13 protein-coding genes are annotated in these 17479 nt (G+C 60.7%); 5 read left to right on the top strand and 8 right to left on the bottom strand.

The annotated features are described in order from the left end of the window. Positions 1–60: 60 nt before the first annotated feature. A complete protein-coding gene (gene glmS, locus ACWUI2_RS04295; RefSeq protein ID WP_486981630.1) occupies positions 61–1908 on the bottom strand; it encodes a glutamine--fructose-6-phosphate transaminase (isomerizing) in 1848 nt (615 codons plus the stop codon). Between the two features lie 371 nt (positions 1909–2279). Here glmS and ACWUI2_RS04300 point away from each other — a divergent pair, with 371 nt between their 5' ends. From ACWUI2_RS04300 to ACWUI2_RS04320, 5 genes are all read left to right on the top strand, one after another. Further along, positions 2280–3788 carry a hypothetical protein gene (locus ACWUI2_RS04300; protein WP_486981631.1) on the top strand — a complete coding sequence of 503 codons (1509 nt, stop codon included), beginning with the start codon at positions 2280–2282 and terminating at the stop codon, positions 3786–3788. Beyond that, a complete protein-coding gene (locus ACWUI2_RS04305) occupies positions 3781–4533 on the top strand; it encodes an MlaE family ABC transporter permease (RefSeq protein WP_486981632.1) in 753 nt (250 codons plus the stop codon). Before ACWUI2_RS04300 ends, ACWUI2_RS04305 begins: the two co-directional genes overlap by 8 nt. 108 nt (positions 4534–4641) lie before the next feature. Beyond that, on the top strand, positions 4642–5409 hold the full coding sequence (locus tag ACWUI2_RS04310) for an ABC transporter ATP-binding protein (RefSeq protein ID WP_486981633.1): 768 nt from the start codon (positions 4642–4644) through the stop codon (positions 5407–5409). Further along, positions 5406–6404 carry an MlaD family protein gene (locus ACWUI2_RS04315; RefSeq protein ID WP_486981634.1) on the top strand — a complete coding sequence of 333 codons (999 nt, stop codon included), beginning with the start codon at positions 5406–5408 and terminating at the stop codon, positions 6402–6404. Before ACWUI2_RS04310 ends, ACWUI2_RS04315 begins: the two co-directional genes overlap by 4 nt. 161 nt (positions 6405–6565) lie before the next feature. Continuing rightward, on the top strand, positions 6566–7333 hold the full coding sequence (locus ACWUI2_RS04320; protein ID WP_486981635.1) for an Hsp33 family molecular chaperone HslO: 768 nt from the start codon (positions 6566–6568) through the stop codon (positions 7331–7333). 607 nt (positions 7334–7940) lie between these two features. Here ACWUI2_RS04320 and ACWUI2_RS04325 read toward each other — a convergent pair. The 7 genes from ACWUI2_RS04325 to tal form a co-directional block, all read right to left on the bottom strand. After that, a complete protein-coding gene (locus ACWUI2_RS04325) occupies positions 7941–8426 on the bottom strand; it encodes a transposase (protein ID WP_486981636.1) in 486 nt (161 codons plus the stop codon). A gap of 1384 nt (positions 8427–9810) precedes the next feature. Continuing rightward, positions 9811–11361, bottom strand: a complete 1551-nt coding sequence (locus ACWUI2_RS04330) for an NADH-quinone oxidoreductase subunit N (RefSeq protein WP_486981637.1) — start codon at positions 11359–11361, stop codon at positions 9811–9813. A gap of 18 nt (positions 11362–11379) precedes the next feature. Then, positions 11380–12951: a complex I subunit 4 family protein gene (locus tag ACWUI2_RS04335; protein WP_486981638.1), complete on the bottom strand. Its 1572-nt coding sequence runs from the start codon at positions 12949–12951 to the stop codon at positions 11380–11382. Between the two features lie 10 nt (positions 12952–12961). Then, positions 12962–14851: an NADH-quinone oxidoreductase subunit L gene (gene nuoL / locus ACWUI2_RS04340; RefSeq protein WP_486981639.1), complete on the bottom strand. Its 1890-nt coding sequence runs from the start codon at positions 14849–14851 to the stop codon at positions 12962–12964. 1 nt (position 14852) lies between these two features. Then, on the bottom strand, positions 14853–15158 hold the full coding sequence (gene nuoK, locus ACWUI2_RS04345; protein ID WP_486981640.1) for an NADH-quinone oxidoreductase subunit NuoK: 306 nt from the start codon (positions 15156–15158) through the stop codon (positions 14853–14855). Positions 15159–15189: 31 nt separating this feature from the next. Further along, the gene (locus tag ACWUI2_RS04350) at positions 15190–15714 is read right to left on the bottom strand and encodes an NADH-quinone oxidoreductase subunit J family protein (RefSeq protein WP_486981641.1); all 525 of its coding nucleotides are present in this window, start codon (positions 15712–15714) and stop codon (positions 15190–15192) included. A gap of 475 nt (positions 15715–16189) precedes the next feature. Next, positions 16190–17170: a transaldolase gene (gene tal, locus ACWUI2_RS04355; protein WP_486981642.1), complete on the bottom strand. Its 981-nt coding sequence runs from the start codon at positions 17168–17170 to the stop codon at positions 16190–16192. Positions 17171–17479: the final 309 nt, after the last annotated feature.

Raw genomic sequence — 17479 nt, forward strand, 5'->3', positions numbered from 1 at the left:
GTGTTTTCAGTGCCCAAGTTCTTGTCTTTGCGGTTAGATTCTACAGTTCCATTTCTCTTCTCATTCCACCGTGACGCTTTTGGCGAGGTTGCGGGGTTTGTCGACGTCGCAACCGAGTTCCACGGCGATGTGGTAGGAGAGCAATTGGAGAGGGACCACCGAGAGGATCGGGGTTAGGCAATCGGCGCATTCAGGGATGTAAATCACGTCGTCGGCGATCTCCTCCATTTCCCGCTTCCCTTCCGTGGTGACCGCGATCACCGGGCCTTTGCGGGCTTTGACTTCCTCGATGTTGCTGATGTTTTTCTCGTAAACGGCGTCGTCGGGGCAAATGAAAACCGACGGCAGGCGTTCGTTGACGAGGGCGATGAATCCATGCTTCAACTCGGCGCTTGGATGGCCTTCCGAGAAGAGATAACTGATCTCCTTCAACTTCAACGAGGCTTCCAGGGCGATCGGGTAATTGAGTTGGCGGCCCATAAAAAGCATCCCGTCATGGCGGGCGTATTTCTGGGCGATCTGCTTGATCCTGTCGTTTTGTTTGAGGATCGTCCGGATCTTGTCGGGGATCGCCTGCAATTCCTCGATCAATCGTTGTCCATCGCTCGGCGAGAGGTGCCGCATCCGTCCGAGAAGGAGGGCGAGCAAGGTGAGAACGGTGAGTTGGGAGGTGAACGATTTGGTCGCGGCGACCCCGATTTCCGGGCCGGCGTGCATGTAAACCCCGCCGTCGCTTTCGCGGGCGATGGTGCTGGCGACGTTGTTACAAATCCCGAGGGTGCGGTGTCCCTTGCGCTTGCTCTCCCGCAAGGCGGCCAAGGTGTCGGCGGTTTCGCCGCTCTGGCTGACCACGAAGACGAGCGAGTTTTTGTCCATCGGGATGTTCCGGTAGCGGAACTCGCTGGAGAATTCGACTTCGGCGGGCAGGTAGGCGAGCGATTCGATCAATTGCTCGCCGACCATCGCGGCGTGGAGGGCGGTGCCGCAACCGATCAGGACGACGCGGTCGATTTCGCGCAACTCCTTGGAAGTCATGTTCAACCCGCCGAGTTTGGCGGTCGCTTCCTCGACCGAAAGCCGACCGCGCATGGCGTCAAGGACGGTCTCGGGCTGCTCGAAGATCTCCTTGAGCATGTAATGGGGGAATTTCCCCTTGGTGGTGTCCTCGGCGGAGAAATCGACCCGGCTGATCTGATGGGCGGCGGTTCCGGCTCGCGAGGTGATGTCGAAACCCTCGGCGTCGACCGTGACGATATCATGGTCGTGGAGGTAGATCGCTTCGCGGGTGTGGGCGACGATGGCGCCGGAATCGCTGGCGAGGAAGTTTTCCCCTTTGCCGACGCCGAGCACCAGCGGACTTCCCCGGCGGGCGCCGACCAGCAGACCGGGCAGATCCTGGTGGAGGATCACGATCCCGTAAGTGCCGCTGACCCGGTCGAGGGCTTTGCGCAACGCCTCGGTGAGCCGTTCGCGGGAAGGTTCGGCGTCGATGCGGTCGTAGTAGAAGCCAATCAGGTGGGCGAGGACCTCCGTGTCGGTCTCGGATTGAAAAAGGTGGCCTTCGAGCAGGAGTTCGGTCCGCAACTCCTTGTAATTTTCGATGACGCCGTTGTGGACGAGGGCCAGTTTCCCGCTCTTGTCGAGGTGGGGGTGGGCGTTTTCATCGGTCGGTTTTCCGTGAGTCGCCCAGCGGGTGTGGCTGATGCCGGTGGAGCCTGGGAGCGGGGTCGAATCGATCAGTTTGGCCAAATTGGCGATCGGCCCGGCGCATTTGCGGGTCTGGATGTGCTCGCCATTACGGATGGCCATCCCGGCCGAGTCATAACCGCGGTATTCGAGGCGGCGAAGCCCATTGAGGAGAATGGGGGCAGCCTGGGCTTTTCCTACATAACCGATAATTCCACACATAATACCCCCTTATGATCCCGGAAATCGCCAAATGTGCAATGATCAAAGAAAATAGGGGAAAAAATCAGGAGAACCCCGATGCTTGTGGACGTCGCGAGACGGGGTCAATGGGGTCTCGGAAACGAACCGGACACACCCCACCATGCTTGCGCATGGTCCCCCCCTCTCAAGAGGGGATCGGCGTGGAAAAGTTCCCCTCTTGAGAGGGGGGGACCGCTCGCCAGAGCGGTGGGGTGTGTTCCCCGGTGTGGTGGCAAACGCGGATTCTCCCGCTGGCCCCCGTTTCAGCAGGTTCATTCATCCCTCACAATTCACAATTCTCTGCGTGCGTTTTACGCGCGAAATGTGCTAGCTTCCGGGGTTTGTCGCCAATGAGACTCTTTCTTCACCTTTTTCTGCTCCTCGTCGCGGGCGGTTTCGGGGCGCCGCGGGGAGCGGCGGCCGAGGTGAACTATTGGCCGTTTTTCACCGGCGAACGGGATTCTTCCGGCGACTTCACCCAATGGCAGGCGATCGGTCCGCTGGTCTTCGAAGCCTCCGTCCCCGGAGCCGACGCCGCCGGGATTCGGCCGTTCTTCGTCGGTTTCGAGGAACATCGGCGCGAAGCCGGGGCCTTCCACGTATTGTACCCGGTTTTCAATTACCGCTATCGTCCCTACGGCACCTCCTGGGACCTCTTCACCCTCCTCCGCTACCAATCGTTCGACCGGAACGGCGAGGAGGAGCCGAGCCGTGGCGTCCGTCTGTTTCCGATCTTTTTCTGGGGAAGCGATCCGGATCCGGAGCTCTCCTACTTCGGGGTGTTTCCGATCGCGGGGAGCGCCCGCAATTTCCTTTTTTGGGACGAAGCGACGTGGTTTCTGTTTCCGCTCGGTGCGGAATTGGTCCGGGGGGACGTGACCACCGTCGCCATGCCGTGGCCGTTCATCCGGGTGGTGCGGGGGCCCGACACCGCCGGATTCCACCTCTGGCCACTTTACGGTCAGGTGGAGCGGGAAGGCGTTTACCAAAACCACTACTGGCTCTGGCCGCTCGGCTACCATTCGCAACGGCAACTCTGGAAGGAGGAGCCGTTCGTCGCCCATGGTTTCCTCCCGTTTTACTCCGCCTCCCGCTCCGAAGACGCGGTCAGCCGGACGTGGGTCTGGCCGTTTTTCGGTTACACCGACAGTTTCAATCCGGAATATTTCGAAACGCGCTACTTCTGGCCGTTGCTGGTCCAGCGGCGGGGCGACAGCTACATCAACCGCTGGGCACCGTTCTACACCCGCTCGATCCGGCGGCACGAGGACCGGCGGTGGATCCTGTGGCCGCTCCACCGGCGATCCATCTGGGAGGAGCGGGGATTGCGCAACGAGCGCACCCAGTTTTTCTATTTCCTCTACTGGGCGCAGGTTCAATCGAGCGTGGAGCACCCCGAGCTCGACCCGGCGGTGAAGCGGCATGTCTGGCCGCTCTACAGTTCCTGGGACAACGGGGCCGGGCGGCGGCAGTTCCAGACCTTGAGCCCGTTCGAAGTCTTTTTTCCGTTCAATGAAGTCGTCCGGATCAAATACTCTCCTCTCGCCGCGATTTACCGGATGGACGTCGAAGAGGAGGTCCACGCGCGGCACTCGTTTTTGTTCAACTTCGTCACCACCCGGCGCGAGTTCGAAGAGGAGGCGTTTGCCCTCCATGTCGGACCGCTCTTCAACTACGAAAGCGAACCCGAGGGCCGGCAATGGGAGTTCCTCAAGGGACTCCTCTCCTACTCGCGCGATGGCGACAACCGCTCCTTCGGCGCCTTTTGGCTGAACCGTCCCGGGTCTCTTTCCGGGCGAACGGACGACGCCCCCGACGACGACCCGGATTCCATTTCCGAACCAGCCTCCCATGAATAAACTCACGGAATTCTTCGATCACGTCGGGGGGGCGGTCCTCCTGTTGGTGCGCTCGCTGGCGTTTCTGCCGCAGTTGCCCCGCAACTTCCGCCGGTTCATCGACCAGTGCATGTTGATCGGTTACACGACGCTGCCGATCGTCGCCATCCTGAGTTTTTTCATCGGCGCGGTGCTCGCGCTCCAGACCGGATACGCCTTAGTGGAACTCGGCGGGGAAACATTCATCGGGGCGATCGTCGGTCTCTCGATGGCCCGGGAGCTTGCCCCGGTGATGGTCTCGATTCTCCTCGCCGGACGGGTCGGATCGGCGATCACGGCGGAATTGGCCTCGATGAAGGTTTACAACGAAATCGACGCCCTCGTCACGATGAACATCCCCCCGGCCCGGATGCTGGTGATGCCGAGGTTGGTGGCGGTGCTGGTGATGATGCCGGTGCTGGCCATCCTCGGCAACGTCATCGGCTGGATCGCCGGCGGCATCGTCTCGCAATACGTCGGGTTCATCAACGTCAGCACCGAGATCTATTTCCAGGCCCTGCGCGACGCGGTCGATTTCCACGACGTCTTCGACGGCTTGATCAAGGCGCAGGTCTTCGGTTTCCTCGTGGTGTTGATCGCCTGCCACATCGGCCTCCGCACCTCCGGCGGCCCCCGCGAAATCGGCAACTCCGTCACCCAATCGGTGGTCGTCTCCCTGATCACCATCCTCGTCCTCGACTACTTCATCACCCGGGCACTGATGTGAAGAAAATGTTCAACGTTCCGTGTTCAAAGCTCAAGGTTCAGAGGTCGGGATTCCAAGCCCCACTTCCTATTTCGCATTTGTAAATCGACACTCGTAAATTTTCCGCCCATGCGTCCCGTTCCCGTCCATATCAAGAATCTCAGCAAGTCGTTCGGCGACCACTTGGTGTTAAACGACATCAGCATCGAAGTGGAACCGGGCGAGATTTTCGTGATCATGGGACCGAGCGGATCCGGCAAATCGGTCCTGCTTAAAACCGTCGCGGGTTTGATCGACCCCTCGAAGGGGAGCGTCCAGGTCGCCGACGTCGACACCCGCGACAAAGCGTTCCGCTCCCGCACCCGGATGGCGTTGGTCTTCCAGGCCGGAGCCCTCTTCAACTCGATGACCGTCTTCGAGAACCTCGCCCTCTACCCGACCGAGCACCGGCTCCACGATCGCCAAACCATCCGCGACAAGGTCTTCGACGCCCTTCGCATTCTCGGCCTCGAGGACGCCGCGAAAAAATCTCCGGCGGAACTGAGCGGCGGCATGCGCAAACGGGTGGCGATCGCCCGCGCCCTGGTGATGGAACCCCAACTCCTCCTTTACGACGAGCCCACTTCCGAGCTCGACCCGACCATGGGGGCCACGATCAGCGAAATCATCGCCACGTTGCGCGAAGAAACCGGCGTCACCAGCATCGTCGTTTCCCACGATCGCGATCTTTCCCTGACAATCGCCGACCGCGTGGCTATCCTGATGAACGGCGAACTGCTCACCGTCGACACGCCCGACAAGGTCCGGCAATCCGACCAGCCCGCCATCAACGACTTTCTCAATCCGGTCATCGACCTGAAAAATCCGCGTTTCAAACAAATCCGTAATTCGTCATGAAAGAAACACTCAACACCGTCCGCGTCGGCCTCTTTTTCCTCCTCGGCCTCGCCGTCATCTGGATCGTTTACGAAACCTTACAGGAGGGGCGCCTCTTCGCCGAAGAGGGCTACACCATCCACGCCCGCTTCGACAACGTGAAGATGCTCCGCTCCGGCGACGACATCCGCGTCTCCGGAGTCCGGGTCGGCCGCGTCACCTCGACCCGCCTCGTCAACGGCAAGGCCGAAGCCCTCCTCTCCATCAACCCGGAGGTCCGGATCGCCCGCGACTCGGTCGCCACCATCGGCATGTTGAGCATGCTCGGCAACAACTACGTCTCGATCGAGATGGGCGAATCCGCCGAGTATCTCGCCCCCGGAGACGAAATCGCCACTCGCCACACCGCCGACCTCAACGAGGTCTTCGCCCAACTCGGCGACGCGGCCGGCGGCCTCGACGACCTCTTCGGCGAACTGAGCGGCTTGGTCGGAGTCATCACCGGGAGCGCCGACGAACCCGGGGTGGTGCAAAACCTCAACGCCATCCTGGTCGACAACCGCGAAGCCTTGCGCGAGACCCTCGCCAACATCCGGGAGATCACCCACAAGATCAACGAAGGCGAAGGAACCGTCGCCCGCCTGATCAACGAAGACGGCGCCTATCAAAGCCTACTGGCCACCCTCGACGAATTCGGCAAAGCCGCCGAAAACGCCCGTGGCCTCACCGGCGACGCGGGAGAAATTATCGCCCACATCCGGAGCGGCGAAGGAACGTTGGGCAGCCTGATCTACGGCGACCAGATCGGCCGCGAGCTCGAAGCGCTCGCCACCAATCTCCGCCAGGTCTCCGATCGCCTCGCCCAAGGCGAAGGCACCCTCGGGCGCCTCCTGGTCGACGATTCCCTTTACCAGGAAGTCCAAGCCGTCATCAACAAAGCCGAACGCGCCCTCGACGGCCTCACCGAGCAAGGCCCGATCACCGCCGCCGGCGTGGTCGGCGGCGCCCTCTTCTAACAAAGATCCCCTCTTGAGAGGGGGGGACCATGCGCAAGCATGGTGGGGTGTGTTCCGATTAAAAGCGAACCCGAGAGATGGCCCGAAGCATGGACAAATCGCCCTCCCGGTGCATCTTTCATTTTTCCTAATTCCTCCTGCATAATTCATAATTCTCATCCATGGTTGATGTCACAACCTCGTTTGTCCGCTACCGCAACGCCTTGTTGGCTCAAGGGGATTTCGGACCGCTCTTCGTCGATTATTACCTGCATCTCGCCGACCACGAGATTCGGCCCGCCCCCGAGCACGACGCGATTTTCAAAGGCGCCTTGGCGGCCTTCGTCCTCCATTGCGGTGCCCGGCCCCGCAACGAATTGATCGCCTGGACGGTCAATTTCCAGAATCCGTTGCTCAACCTCTTTTTGGTCGCCGACAACGAACTCGGGACCGTCGCCGGGCGGATTTTCACCGAAAACGTGAAGCAAGGGGACCACAACCTCTTCTTCTCCGAAACGGTCGTCGGGCAGAAGCCGCCCCGCCGGAGCGCGGTCACTTTCGACGGAAGCGACCCGTTTCACGCCGCCGAACATTTCTACGGACAAAGCGAACAACGCCCCGCCCGTTATTTCCAACTGGAAGGCGACACCTATGCGGTCCTCTGTTTCCATCCCGACTGCGACTCCTCCTGGTTTGAGGTGATCGACCGCGACGGCGTCCGCCGGATCGCGGACGACGAAACCCTCGCCCCGCTCGAACGCCGCGCCTACCGCTGGCATTGCGGGTGCAACCAAAAGAAGATCCTGCAAGTCCTCGAACCGACGATGCGCGAAGCCCCCGAAGAACTCTTCGGCGGCGAAGAGTCGATCCGGGTGGAATGCCCCCGCTGCGCCGGCCGCTACACCATCACCCGCGAAGCGATGGAAGCCCACCTGGAGAGGAAGGACTGAGCTCCAAAGTGGCGGGGCCGTCCCGGCTCCGTGCGGTGCCTCAGGCTCCGCATACCGAACCTACGAACTGAGGCGGGACGCCTCACCCACCTTGGCGACCCACGCCGCAACCCGACCTCCATAGCCCAACGGGCTTACGCCCTCCAGCCCAGGGTTGAGCCGAGGGAAACGAGGCCTACCCTGGGAAAACGTGACCGCCGCCACGAACCGCAACGCGGTTCCGCCCGTCTTCGATCACGGTCGATCCCCCATACCGCGCGGGCCCGGGCGCAACCCCTTCGGGGTAGAACGACTCGTGGGACCTAAACCCAGGGTAGCCCCGCTTCGCGCGGCAACCCTGGGCTGAAGGGCGAAACGCCGTTGGCGTATAAACCACAAAGTGGCGGGGCCGTCCCGGCTCCGTGCGGTGCCTCAGGCTCCGCAAGGCGAAACCCACGCACTGAGGCGGGACGCCTCACCACCTTGGCGACCCACGCCGCAACCTGACCTCCAAAGCCCAACGGGCTTACGCCCTCCAGCCCGGGGTTGAGCCGAGGGAAACGAGGCCTACCCTGGGAACACGTGGCCCGCCGCCACGAACCGCAACGCGGTTCCGGCAACCGAACGGCTAATCCCAAACGTATTTCTCATCCCAAGTCTCGCCATGTTTTTTGAGGAACGCCCGTAGTTCGTCCTGAAAGGAAACCTTTCGATGATGTTCTTCCTGTTTGTCAATGTAGGCGGTGACAAGTTCGAGATTGGAAACACTCACCGAAAAACAGGCGTATCCACCTTGCCATCCAAATTCCGCCAAGGGTGCGGACGGACCGTCTCGTGACGGTGGTGGATTGGGTTGCTCCTTGATCCAGAGGTTGGAGGCCCGTTTCATCTCCTTGACCCATTCCGACTGGCTCATGGTGCGTCCCAACCGTGCGAGGATGTGGATATGGTCTTCGATACCTCCAACCCGCAACGGAGGGCATTCCAGTTTCTTGGAAACAGCTCCGACATATCCGTGGAGTGATTCCCGGAACGACCGATCACGCAAGAACGAACGACGGTCTTTCGTCGAAAAAATGGCGTGCAGATAAACAGCAGACAAAGATTGGGGCATATCGCAGGGGGTTACTTTTCAATCGGAGCAATACCAAGAACCGGTCCCCGGATGCAATCCCTTGGAGCATGTTTGGAGAAAATTTTGGAGCAACCGGCCCCCATAGCCCAACGGGCTTACGCCCACCAGCCCAGCCCGACGAAACCTCGGAGCAACCGGGCCACCCCATAGCCCAACGGGCTTACGCCCTCCAGCCCAGGGTTGAGCCGAGGAAAACGAGGCCTACCCTGGGGAAACGTGGCCCGACGCCACGAACCGCAACGCGGTTCCGCCCGCCGTCGATCTACCATCGCACAACGGCCCGGGCGCAACCCCTTCGGGGTAGAACGACTCGTGGGACCAAAACCCAGGGTAGCCCCGCATTCGCGTGGCAACCCTGGGCTGGAGGGCGCAACGCCGTGGGCGTATTTGCCACATCAGAGCCGAAGTTTCATAGCCCAACCGGCTTACGCCCTCCAGCCCAGGGTTGAGCCGAGGGAAACGAGGCCTACCCTGGGAAAACGTGACCGCCGCCACGAACCGCAACGCGGTTCCGCCCGTCTTCGATCACGGTCGATCCCCCATACCGCGCGGGCCCGGGCGCAACCTCTTCGAGGTAGATCGGCTCCGTGGGACCAAGACCCAGGGTAGCCCCGCTTCGCGCGGCAACCCAGGGCTGGAGGGCGCAACGCCGTTGGCGTATTTGCCACATCAGAGCCGAAGTTTCATAGCCCAACGGGCTTACGCCCTCCAGCCCAGGGTTGAGCCGAGGGAAACGAGGCCTACCCTGGGAAAACGCGGCCCGCCGCCACGAACCGCAACGCGGTTCCGCCCGTCTTCGCTCACGGTCGATCCCCCATACCACGGGCCCGGGCGCAACCTCTTCGAGGTAGAGCGATTCGCGGGACCAAAACCCAAGGTAGCCCCGCTTCGCGCGGCAACCTTGGGCTGGAGGGCGAAACGCCGTTGGCGTATTTGCCACATCAGAGCCGAAGTTTCATAGCCCAACGGGCTTACGCCCTCCAGCCCAGGGTTGAGCCGAGGGAAACGAGGCCTACCCTGGGAAAACGTGGCCCCACGCCACGAACCGCAACGCGGTTCCGCCCGTCTTCGATCTACCATCGCACAACGACCCGGGCGCAACCCCCTGGGGTAGAACGATTCGCGGGACCAAAACCCAAGGTAGCCCCGCATTCGCGTGGCAACCTTGGGCTGGAGGGCGCAACGCCGTTGGCGTATTGGCCAAGTGGCGGGGCCGTCCCGGCTCCGTGCGGTGCACCAAGTCCGGCGGACCAGACGGGGTCATCGAGTGAAAACTCGATGCTACGGTGGTGGTCCCTCCCGGGAAACCCACGCACTGAGGCGGAACGCCTCACCTACCTTGTGGCGGCCTACGCCCGACCCCCTACATCAACCACGTGGTCAACGGGGCTTGCACGAAGCCAAGGACGATCGTCGCGCCGGTGAGGATTCCAAGAACCCAACGGGTGCCGGTACCCAAGGCGGGGAGAACGGCTCCGTCGGGCGTCGGCGGAGAGACTTGCGCCGGTTGCCCGGCGTCCAATCGCCAGACCCGGAAGACCGCCGCCTTCATCCAGCCGAAATAATAATAAATCGACACTACCACCCCGACGATCGCGATCCCCAGTCCGAGATAAAGTTCCGCCTGGAACGCGGCGATGAACACCAAAAGCTTTCCGATGAACCCGGCCAACGGCGGAATTCCCGCCAACGATCCGAGGCCGACGACCAACACCACCGCCAGGAACGGTGACTTGTTGCCGAGATCGGTGTAATGCTCGATTTGCTGCCCGGTGTGACCGTTCCATCCGCCGACGTGCAACATCACCCCGAACACCGCGAAGGAGGCCAGCAGATAGGCGAACAGGTAAAAGATCACCGCCGCCGACGCCCAGTCGATGGTCAACGCCGCCGCCACCCCGAGCAACAGATACCCGGCGTGGGCCACGCCCGAGAGACCCATCAGGCGTTTGGTGTTCAACTGCGTCAGCGCCGCGAGGTTCCCGACCGCGATGGTCAGGACCGCCAGCACGATCAACATCGGCTGCACGATTTCCTGCAACGGAGGGAAGACGTTGCGGACCAACGAGAGCAACAACCCGAAGCCCGCCGCTTTCGAGGCGATCGCCAAGAAGGCGGTCACCGGGGTCGGAGCCCCTTGGTAAACGTCCGGCACCCAGATGTGGAACGGCACCGCCGCGATCTTGAAGCAGATCCCAGCCAAGAGAAGCGCCACCCCGAAGAAGACCAGCAGGTTGTCCGGGTTCGCCTCCAGAAAGTTCTGCAAGACACTGAAATTCATCGCGGCGGCGCTATTTCCCGGCAAGTCGGGATTCCCGGCGGCTCCGTAGAGCAACACGATGCCGAACAACAGGAGGCTCGAACTGAGCGCCCCCATGATCAGGTATTTCAACCCGGCTTCCAACGAGTGCGAGGTGTGACGGAAATAGCTGACCAATACGTAAAACCCGATCGTCACCGTCTCGAGCGCCACAAACAGCATCACGAAGTGATGGCTCTGCACCAGCAGCATCATCGCCCCGGTCACCACCAGGGTGATGTGGAAGAATTCCGTTTTCGGCAACGGGGCCTTCGCCAGCGCCAGGCTCCCGAGGTAACAGACCAGCGCCCCGCTCAGGAGGAAAAAGGCGCGCATGATCTGACCGAAATGGTCGTGATACAACATTCCGGCGAAGGTTTGCTGCCCGAGGTGGCCTCCGGCTTCCCGGAAGAAGAAGAGGAGATACCAGACCAGAATGGCCACCGTGCCCCAGATCGCCGCCTGCGGGATCAACCGGTGCTTCTCCTTCGGCAGGACCATTTCGAGCACCAGAAGTCCGAGCGCCAGGAAACCGAGTAGCATTTCCGGAAGAATCGCTCCCCAGAGATTGGTGGCGGCGAGTTCCTGGAATTTTTGAATTTGTTCGGGATTCATGGAGAAATCGGGCGAAAATTAATGATCGTGGCCGTGACCGTGAGTCCGGGCCTGGGCCGCTTCTTCGATTTGTTGTTCGATGGCCGGGTAAATGTCGACGAGGGTCCGGTCGAGCGGATCGGAAATCGACCGGGGCCACACCCCGACGAAGATCAACACCGCCGCCAAAATGAAGGCGGGACCTTTCTCTCCCCAGTGCAAGTCCTTGATGCCGGCGAGATCGACTTCGCGGGCGAAGGCTTCGGTTGGCTTGCCGAAGAAGATGCTGGCCAGGGAGCGAAGTCCGTAAACCGCCGAGATCACCACGCCGAAGACCGCCGGCACCACCATCCAGGCTTGGAAGTCCCAGAGTCCGATGAAGACGGTCAACTCACCCCAGAAATTGGCCAACCCGGGACCGGGCAATCCGATGCTCGCCAGCATCGCGGTGGCGAAAAACGCCGCCAGCAACGGCGCGCGCTCGGCCAATCCGCCCATCGCCGTCATGTCGAAGGTGCGGGTCCGCTGGTAGATGCAGCTCGCCAAGAGGAACAACAGCGCCACGCTCAACCCATGGGCGAACATCAGCAAAACCGCCCCGCCGACGCCGATGGTCGAGAGGCAGGCGATCCCGAGGAAGCAATATCCCATGTGCATCACCGAGCTGAAACCGATCATTTGCTTCAGGTCCCGCTGGGCGATGGTGACGAATCCGATGATGATGACGTTGCCGAGAGCCAGCCAGGCGAGGATCAACGCCCAGTTCGCCGCCCCCGAGGGCAACAGCGGCGCCCCGATCTGGGCCAAGCCGTAAATGCCGAATTTCTTCAAGACCGCGGCGTGCAAAATCGCCGCCGCCGTCGGAGCGGCCCCGTAGCCGAGCGGCGCCCAAGTGTGGAACGGCCAAAGCGACACCAGAATCCCGAATCCGAACAACAGGAGAGCGAAGGCGTAGTTTTGCACCGTTTCCGAGATCGGCTGGTCCGCCACCACTTCCCGCAGGGCGATCAGACTGAAGGTTTCCGCCCCGCTCTGCACATACAGAAGGATCAATCCGGCCAACGACAACAATCCCCCAAGCGTCAGGTAGATCGTCATCTTCATCGCCGCGTACTGACGGTCCCGTCCGCCCCAGATCCCGATCATGATGAAGGTCGGGATCAGCGCCAGTTCGTGGAAGAAATAGAAGAAGAAGATGTCGATCGAGGCGAAGATTCCCATCAACCCGGCCAACATCACCAGCAGAAGCATCAGGTAATGCGGCAGTCGGTCAGTTTCCAGCTGCACCGCGTAAATCCCGGCCGCCAAGCCGACCACCCCGGCCAACACGAAGAGCGGGAGCGAGATGCCGTTCAACCCGAGGGTCAGGTAAATTCCCCAATGCTGGAGCCCGGTGGCGATGCTGGTGACGTAGGCGTAGTCAGCGTCCCCTTCCACCGCGTAATGGATCCAAAGCCAAACGGAGAGAATCGCCGGGAGGGCGAAACCGGTCAGGGCCACCCCTTTGACCGCCGCGGCACTGAGAGCCCGTCCGCCGAACAGCAGGATCGCCGCGGCGACGAGCGGCGCCAGAATGGCGACGTGGAGCAAATACGGATTCAGGTCGGTCATAGCGAGTGGATCAAAAGAGGCCGATGGCCAAAACGGTCAGGAGAACGGTTCCGACGAAGAACCAGTAAACATAGCTGTGAAGGTTTCCGGTCTGTCCGGCCTTGGCTCCTACGCCGAAGAGAGCGACGAATCCGGCCGCTCCCCGCACCATCACCCCGGCGACCAGGATCTGGTCGAGGAAACTGAGCAGGGAGGCCAGGCGTTGCTGCACTTTGACCACATACCAGTCGTAGAGGTCGTCGAAATAGAGTTTCTTGCCGAGAAAACGGTGCAGCCCCGGGGCGCCGCGCTCCAATCGGTCGTCCGCCGCGCCGGGTTTATACAGGAACCAGGCCGCCGCGAAACCGACCACCACCACGACCACCGAGACCACCAACACCAGGATGTGGGCTGGACCTTCCGGATGCGGGATCTGGTCGATGACTCCGGCGAAAGCCGCCGGATGCACGAAGGTCCAGCCGGCGGCGATCGATCCGACCGCCAGCACCGCCAACGGCACCAGCATCAGCGGTCCGCCTTCATGCGCGTGATCCGCGTCGTCCGATTTCGGCTTCCCGAAGAAGACGGTCAGCCAGAGGCGGGTCATGTAAAACGCGGTCAACAAAGCGGTGAATCCGAGGATCCAGAAAACGAGTTGGTTTTTCTCCCACGCCAGATAAAGGATGGCGTCCTTGCTGAAGAACCCGGACAGCCCCGGCACCCCGATCAGGGCGAGAAAGGCGATGGTGAAAAAGGCGAAGGTCCACGGGAGCTTCCGGGCCAGTCCGCCCATTTTGTAAATGTTTTGCTGGTGGTGGCAGGCGTAGATGATCGAGCCCGCCCCGAGGAAGAGGAGGGCTTTGAAGAAGGCGTGGGTGGTCAAATGGAACATCGCCGCCGCGCCGCCGGCGGTCACCACCGGTTGGACGCCCGCCCCGGCCTGGGTCGCCTCGGCCCCGCCGGGGAGTCCGCCGAGTCCGAAGGCCGCCACCATGAAACCGAGTTGCGAGATGGTCGAATAGGCGAGGATCTTCTTGATGTCGGTCTGGACGATCGCCGTGAACGCCCCGAAAACCGCCGTCGCCGTGCCGATGAAGAGGATCACCGTCAGCACTTCCGGCAACATCAGGAAGTAAATCCGGCTCAACAGGTAAATCCCGGCCGCCACCATCGTCGCCGCGTGGATCAAGGCCGAGACCGGGGTCGGACCTTCCATCGCGTCCGGCAACCAGACGTGCAACGGGATCTGACCCGATTTCCCCAACGCCCCGCAGAACAAAAGCAAGCCGACCCCGATTTGCAGGGTCCCGGCGTCGAGGGCGATCACTTCCGACAACTCGACGAGATTGAGCGTCCCGAACTGCCAGTAACACCAGATGATCCCGATCAGGAAGCCGAAGTCACCCACCCGGTTGACGATGAAAGCTTTCTTCGAAGCGGCCACCGCGCTCGGCTTCTGATACCAGTGGTTGATCAACAGGAAGGAACTGAGTCCGACCAACTCCCAGAAGATGAAGATCACCATCAAGTTGTCCGCCAGCACCATTCCGGTCATCGAAAACATGAAGAGCGAAAGCCCGCCGAAGAACCGGGCTTTGCCGTCGTCGTCCTTCATGTATTTCAAACTGAATACGTGGATGAAGAACCCGACCACCGCGACCACGAACAACATCAGGGCCGCGAGGTCGTTGAAATAAATGCCGAGCCAGAGAGTGTAGTCGCCGAGCGTCAGCCAGGCCCACCCGTCGGTGAACCGCTCCCCGCCGAGCACGAGGGCCAGGGAGGAGATCAAAATGACCGTGGCGGCGGCCAACGAAATCCCGGCCGCCACGTTGCCGTTGCGCCGGAAGAAGAGGGCGATCAGGGCGGCGGAGACGAACGGCACCGCCAGGATAAAGATAGCGTGGTAGGTCGGGTTCATCCTAGTATTTCAAGCTGTTCAGCTCCTCCACCTGCACCGTCTGGCGCTTCCGGTAGAGCGCCACGATGATCGCGAGTCCGACCGCCACTTCCGCCGCCGCGACGGTGATGATGAAAAAGACCAGCAGCAACCCCTCCATCGTGCCGTTGAACCGGGAGAAGGCGATCAACGCCAGGGCGACCGCCGTCAGCATCAACTCCAGCGACATGTAGATCACGAGCGTATTCCGGCGCAGCAACACCCCGAAAAACCCGATGGCGAACAGCAACCCGCTGACGGCCAGAAATTCGTTCAAACCAATGTTCATAGACGATACGACGCGAAAGGGCTCGGATGGATCAGATCTTCTTGCCGCCCTCGATGGATCCCTCGCGCTTGCTGATGAGGATCACCCCCACCATCGCGATCAGGAGAAGAAAACCGGCCACCATGAACGGCAGCAGATACATGCTGAAAAGATAATACCCGTATTCCTTGGAAAAATTGCCGACCGCCACCGTCTCCCCGAGTTTTTGCGAAGCAAAAACCCCCTCGGCGGTGAACAGATAAAGGACCGCGCCGAACAAGAGCAGCAGGGCGACGAAACTCCCAACCATCGTCGCTTTCCCGGCGGGACGGCGTCCGCCGGTTTGGGGGTCGAGCAGCATGATGATGAACAAAAAGAGGACCACCACCGCCCCGGCATAGACCAGCACTTGGAGAATCCCCAAGAAGAACGCCTCCAACAGGAAGAACATCGCCGCCGCCGAAGCCATTGCCACCAGCAAAAACATCGCCGCGGTCACCGGTTTTCGCCCGGCCACGACCATCACCCCCGACGCAAGGAGCAAGGCCGAAAAGAAGTAGAAGAGAAAATCCACCATAAAAACCAAGAGGTCATAGACCGCGCCCCGGTCAATGACAACAAAAAGATGGAAATCCCCGCAGGTTCCGGACTAAGCCGCGACGGGAAGTAAGGCACCACGGAAAGAAAGGTATAAAACACGGAATTCGTAGTCCACCGCCGAATCTCAAAACTCAGCTCAATCCCCTTCCGTGTTTTATGCCTTTCTTTCCGTGGTCAAAAAAAATCCGATCAAAAGCCCCCCCGGAAATTCCCCCAGCTGGAAAACGGCGGGGAGCGTTCGATGCGATTCCCCGCAGGTTCACAGCGATAGGAGAGAACGTCCAACGCTCAACGTCCAACGTCCAACTCTCAAAGAGGGAATGAACCTTCTTCATTGAACGTTGAACGTGCCTCAACGTCACTCACCTACACAGTATCCGCGCCGATCCGCGCCCATCTGCGGTTCAACTCCCCGCAGCATCGGGCCATCCGCGGCGCGCGGTTCCTTCTTCCTACAGTTTTTGCGCGATGATGTCGTCGAGGATGCCGGCGTCGATGGCGAACTTGCGGATTCCTTCGGCGGTCTTTTCCGTCGCCATCGCGTCTTCGTTGAGACTGTAGCGGAACTGCTTTTCGTCGAAGGAAAGCTTTTCCAGATCCGACTCTTTGGCTTTTTCCGGACTCAACTTCCGCTCCACCGGCTCCTGACTTCCGTCGAGTTTCTCCAACAGATCCGGACTGATCGTCAACAGGTCGCACCCGGCGAGTTCGATAATCTGGCCGACGTTGCGGAAACTGGCCCCCATCACTTCGGTCTTGTGACCGAACTTCTTATAATAAGCGTAAATCGTCTGCACCGACTCGACCCCCGGATCTTCCGCCGGAGCGTATTCCTTGCCGGTCTCCTTCTTATACCAATCGTAAATCCGGCCGACGAAGGGCGAAATCAATTTCACATTGGCGTCGGCGCAAGCGACCGCCTGGGTCAACGAAAAGAGGAGGGTCAAGTTACAGTTGATTCCCTCCTTCTGCAGAACCTCCGCCGCCCGGATTCCTTCCCAAGTGGAAGCGATCTTGATCAAGATCCGGTCGCGCGAAATGCCGCGCGCCTCGTACATCTCAATCAACCGGCGACCCTTTTCCACGCTCCCCTTGGTGTCGAAGGAAAGACGGGCGTCGGTCTCGGTCGAAACCCGCCCCGGAATGATATTCAGGATTTCCGCCCCGAACAGAACCAGCAATTCGTCCGAAATCCGCTGGACCAATTGCGGCCGCGAAAGATTCTCCCCCTTCAAATTCCCCACCGCCTGGTCGAGCAGGTGGGCGTATTGGGGCATTTGCACCGCCTTCAAAATGAGGCTCGGATTGGTGGTCGCGTCGCGCGGCTGGAACCGGCGCATGGTTTCGAAATCGCCGGTATCGGCAACGACGCAAGTCATGCTCTTCAACTGAGCCAATTGGGACGATTTATTTTCGGTCGATGTCTGATTCATTTTTCGTGGAAACGGAACAAGGTTGGATTCGCGAAACGCAAAGATCCCATCGTTTCAAATTCCCCCGACAAAGGCAAGACCGCATCTGACCGATAAGCCTCCCGCAGTGACGTGTCTTTCTTGTTGGAGTCCCGCATTGATGCGGTCTTCGCCCAGTTGAACAGACCACCTGAAGGTGGAACTCCAACTTATCGACCCGACAAATGCCCTGAAAACTGGAGACGCAAACGACCAGCACCACACACGGAGGCGGGACGCCTCCGCCACTTTGTGGCGACCGGCACCGCTGCCGCAATTCCATAGCCCAAC

This window comes from Verruconatronum alginivorum, assembly GCF_056590205.1.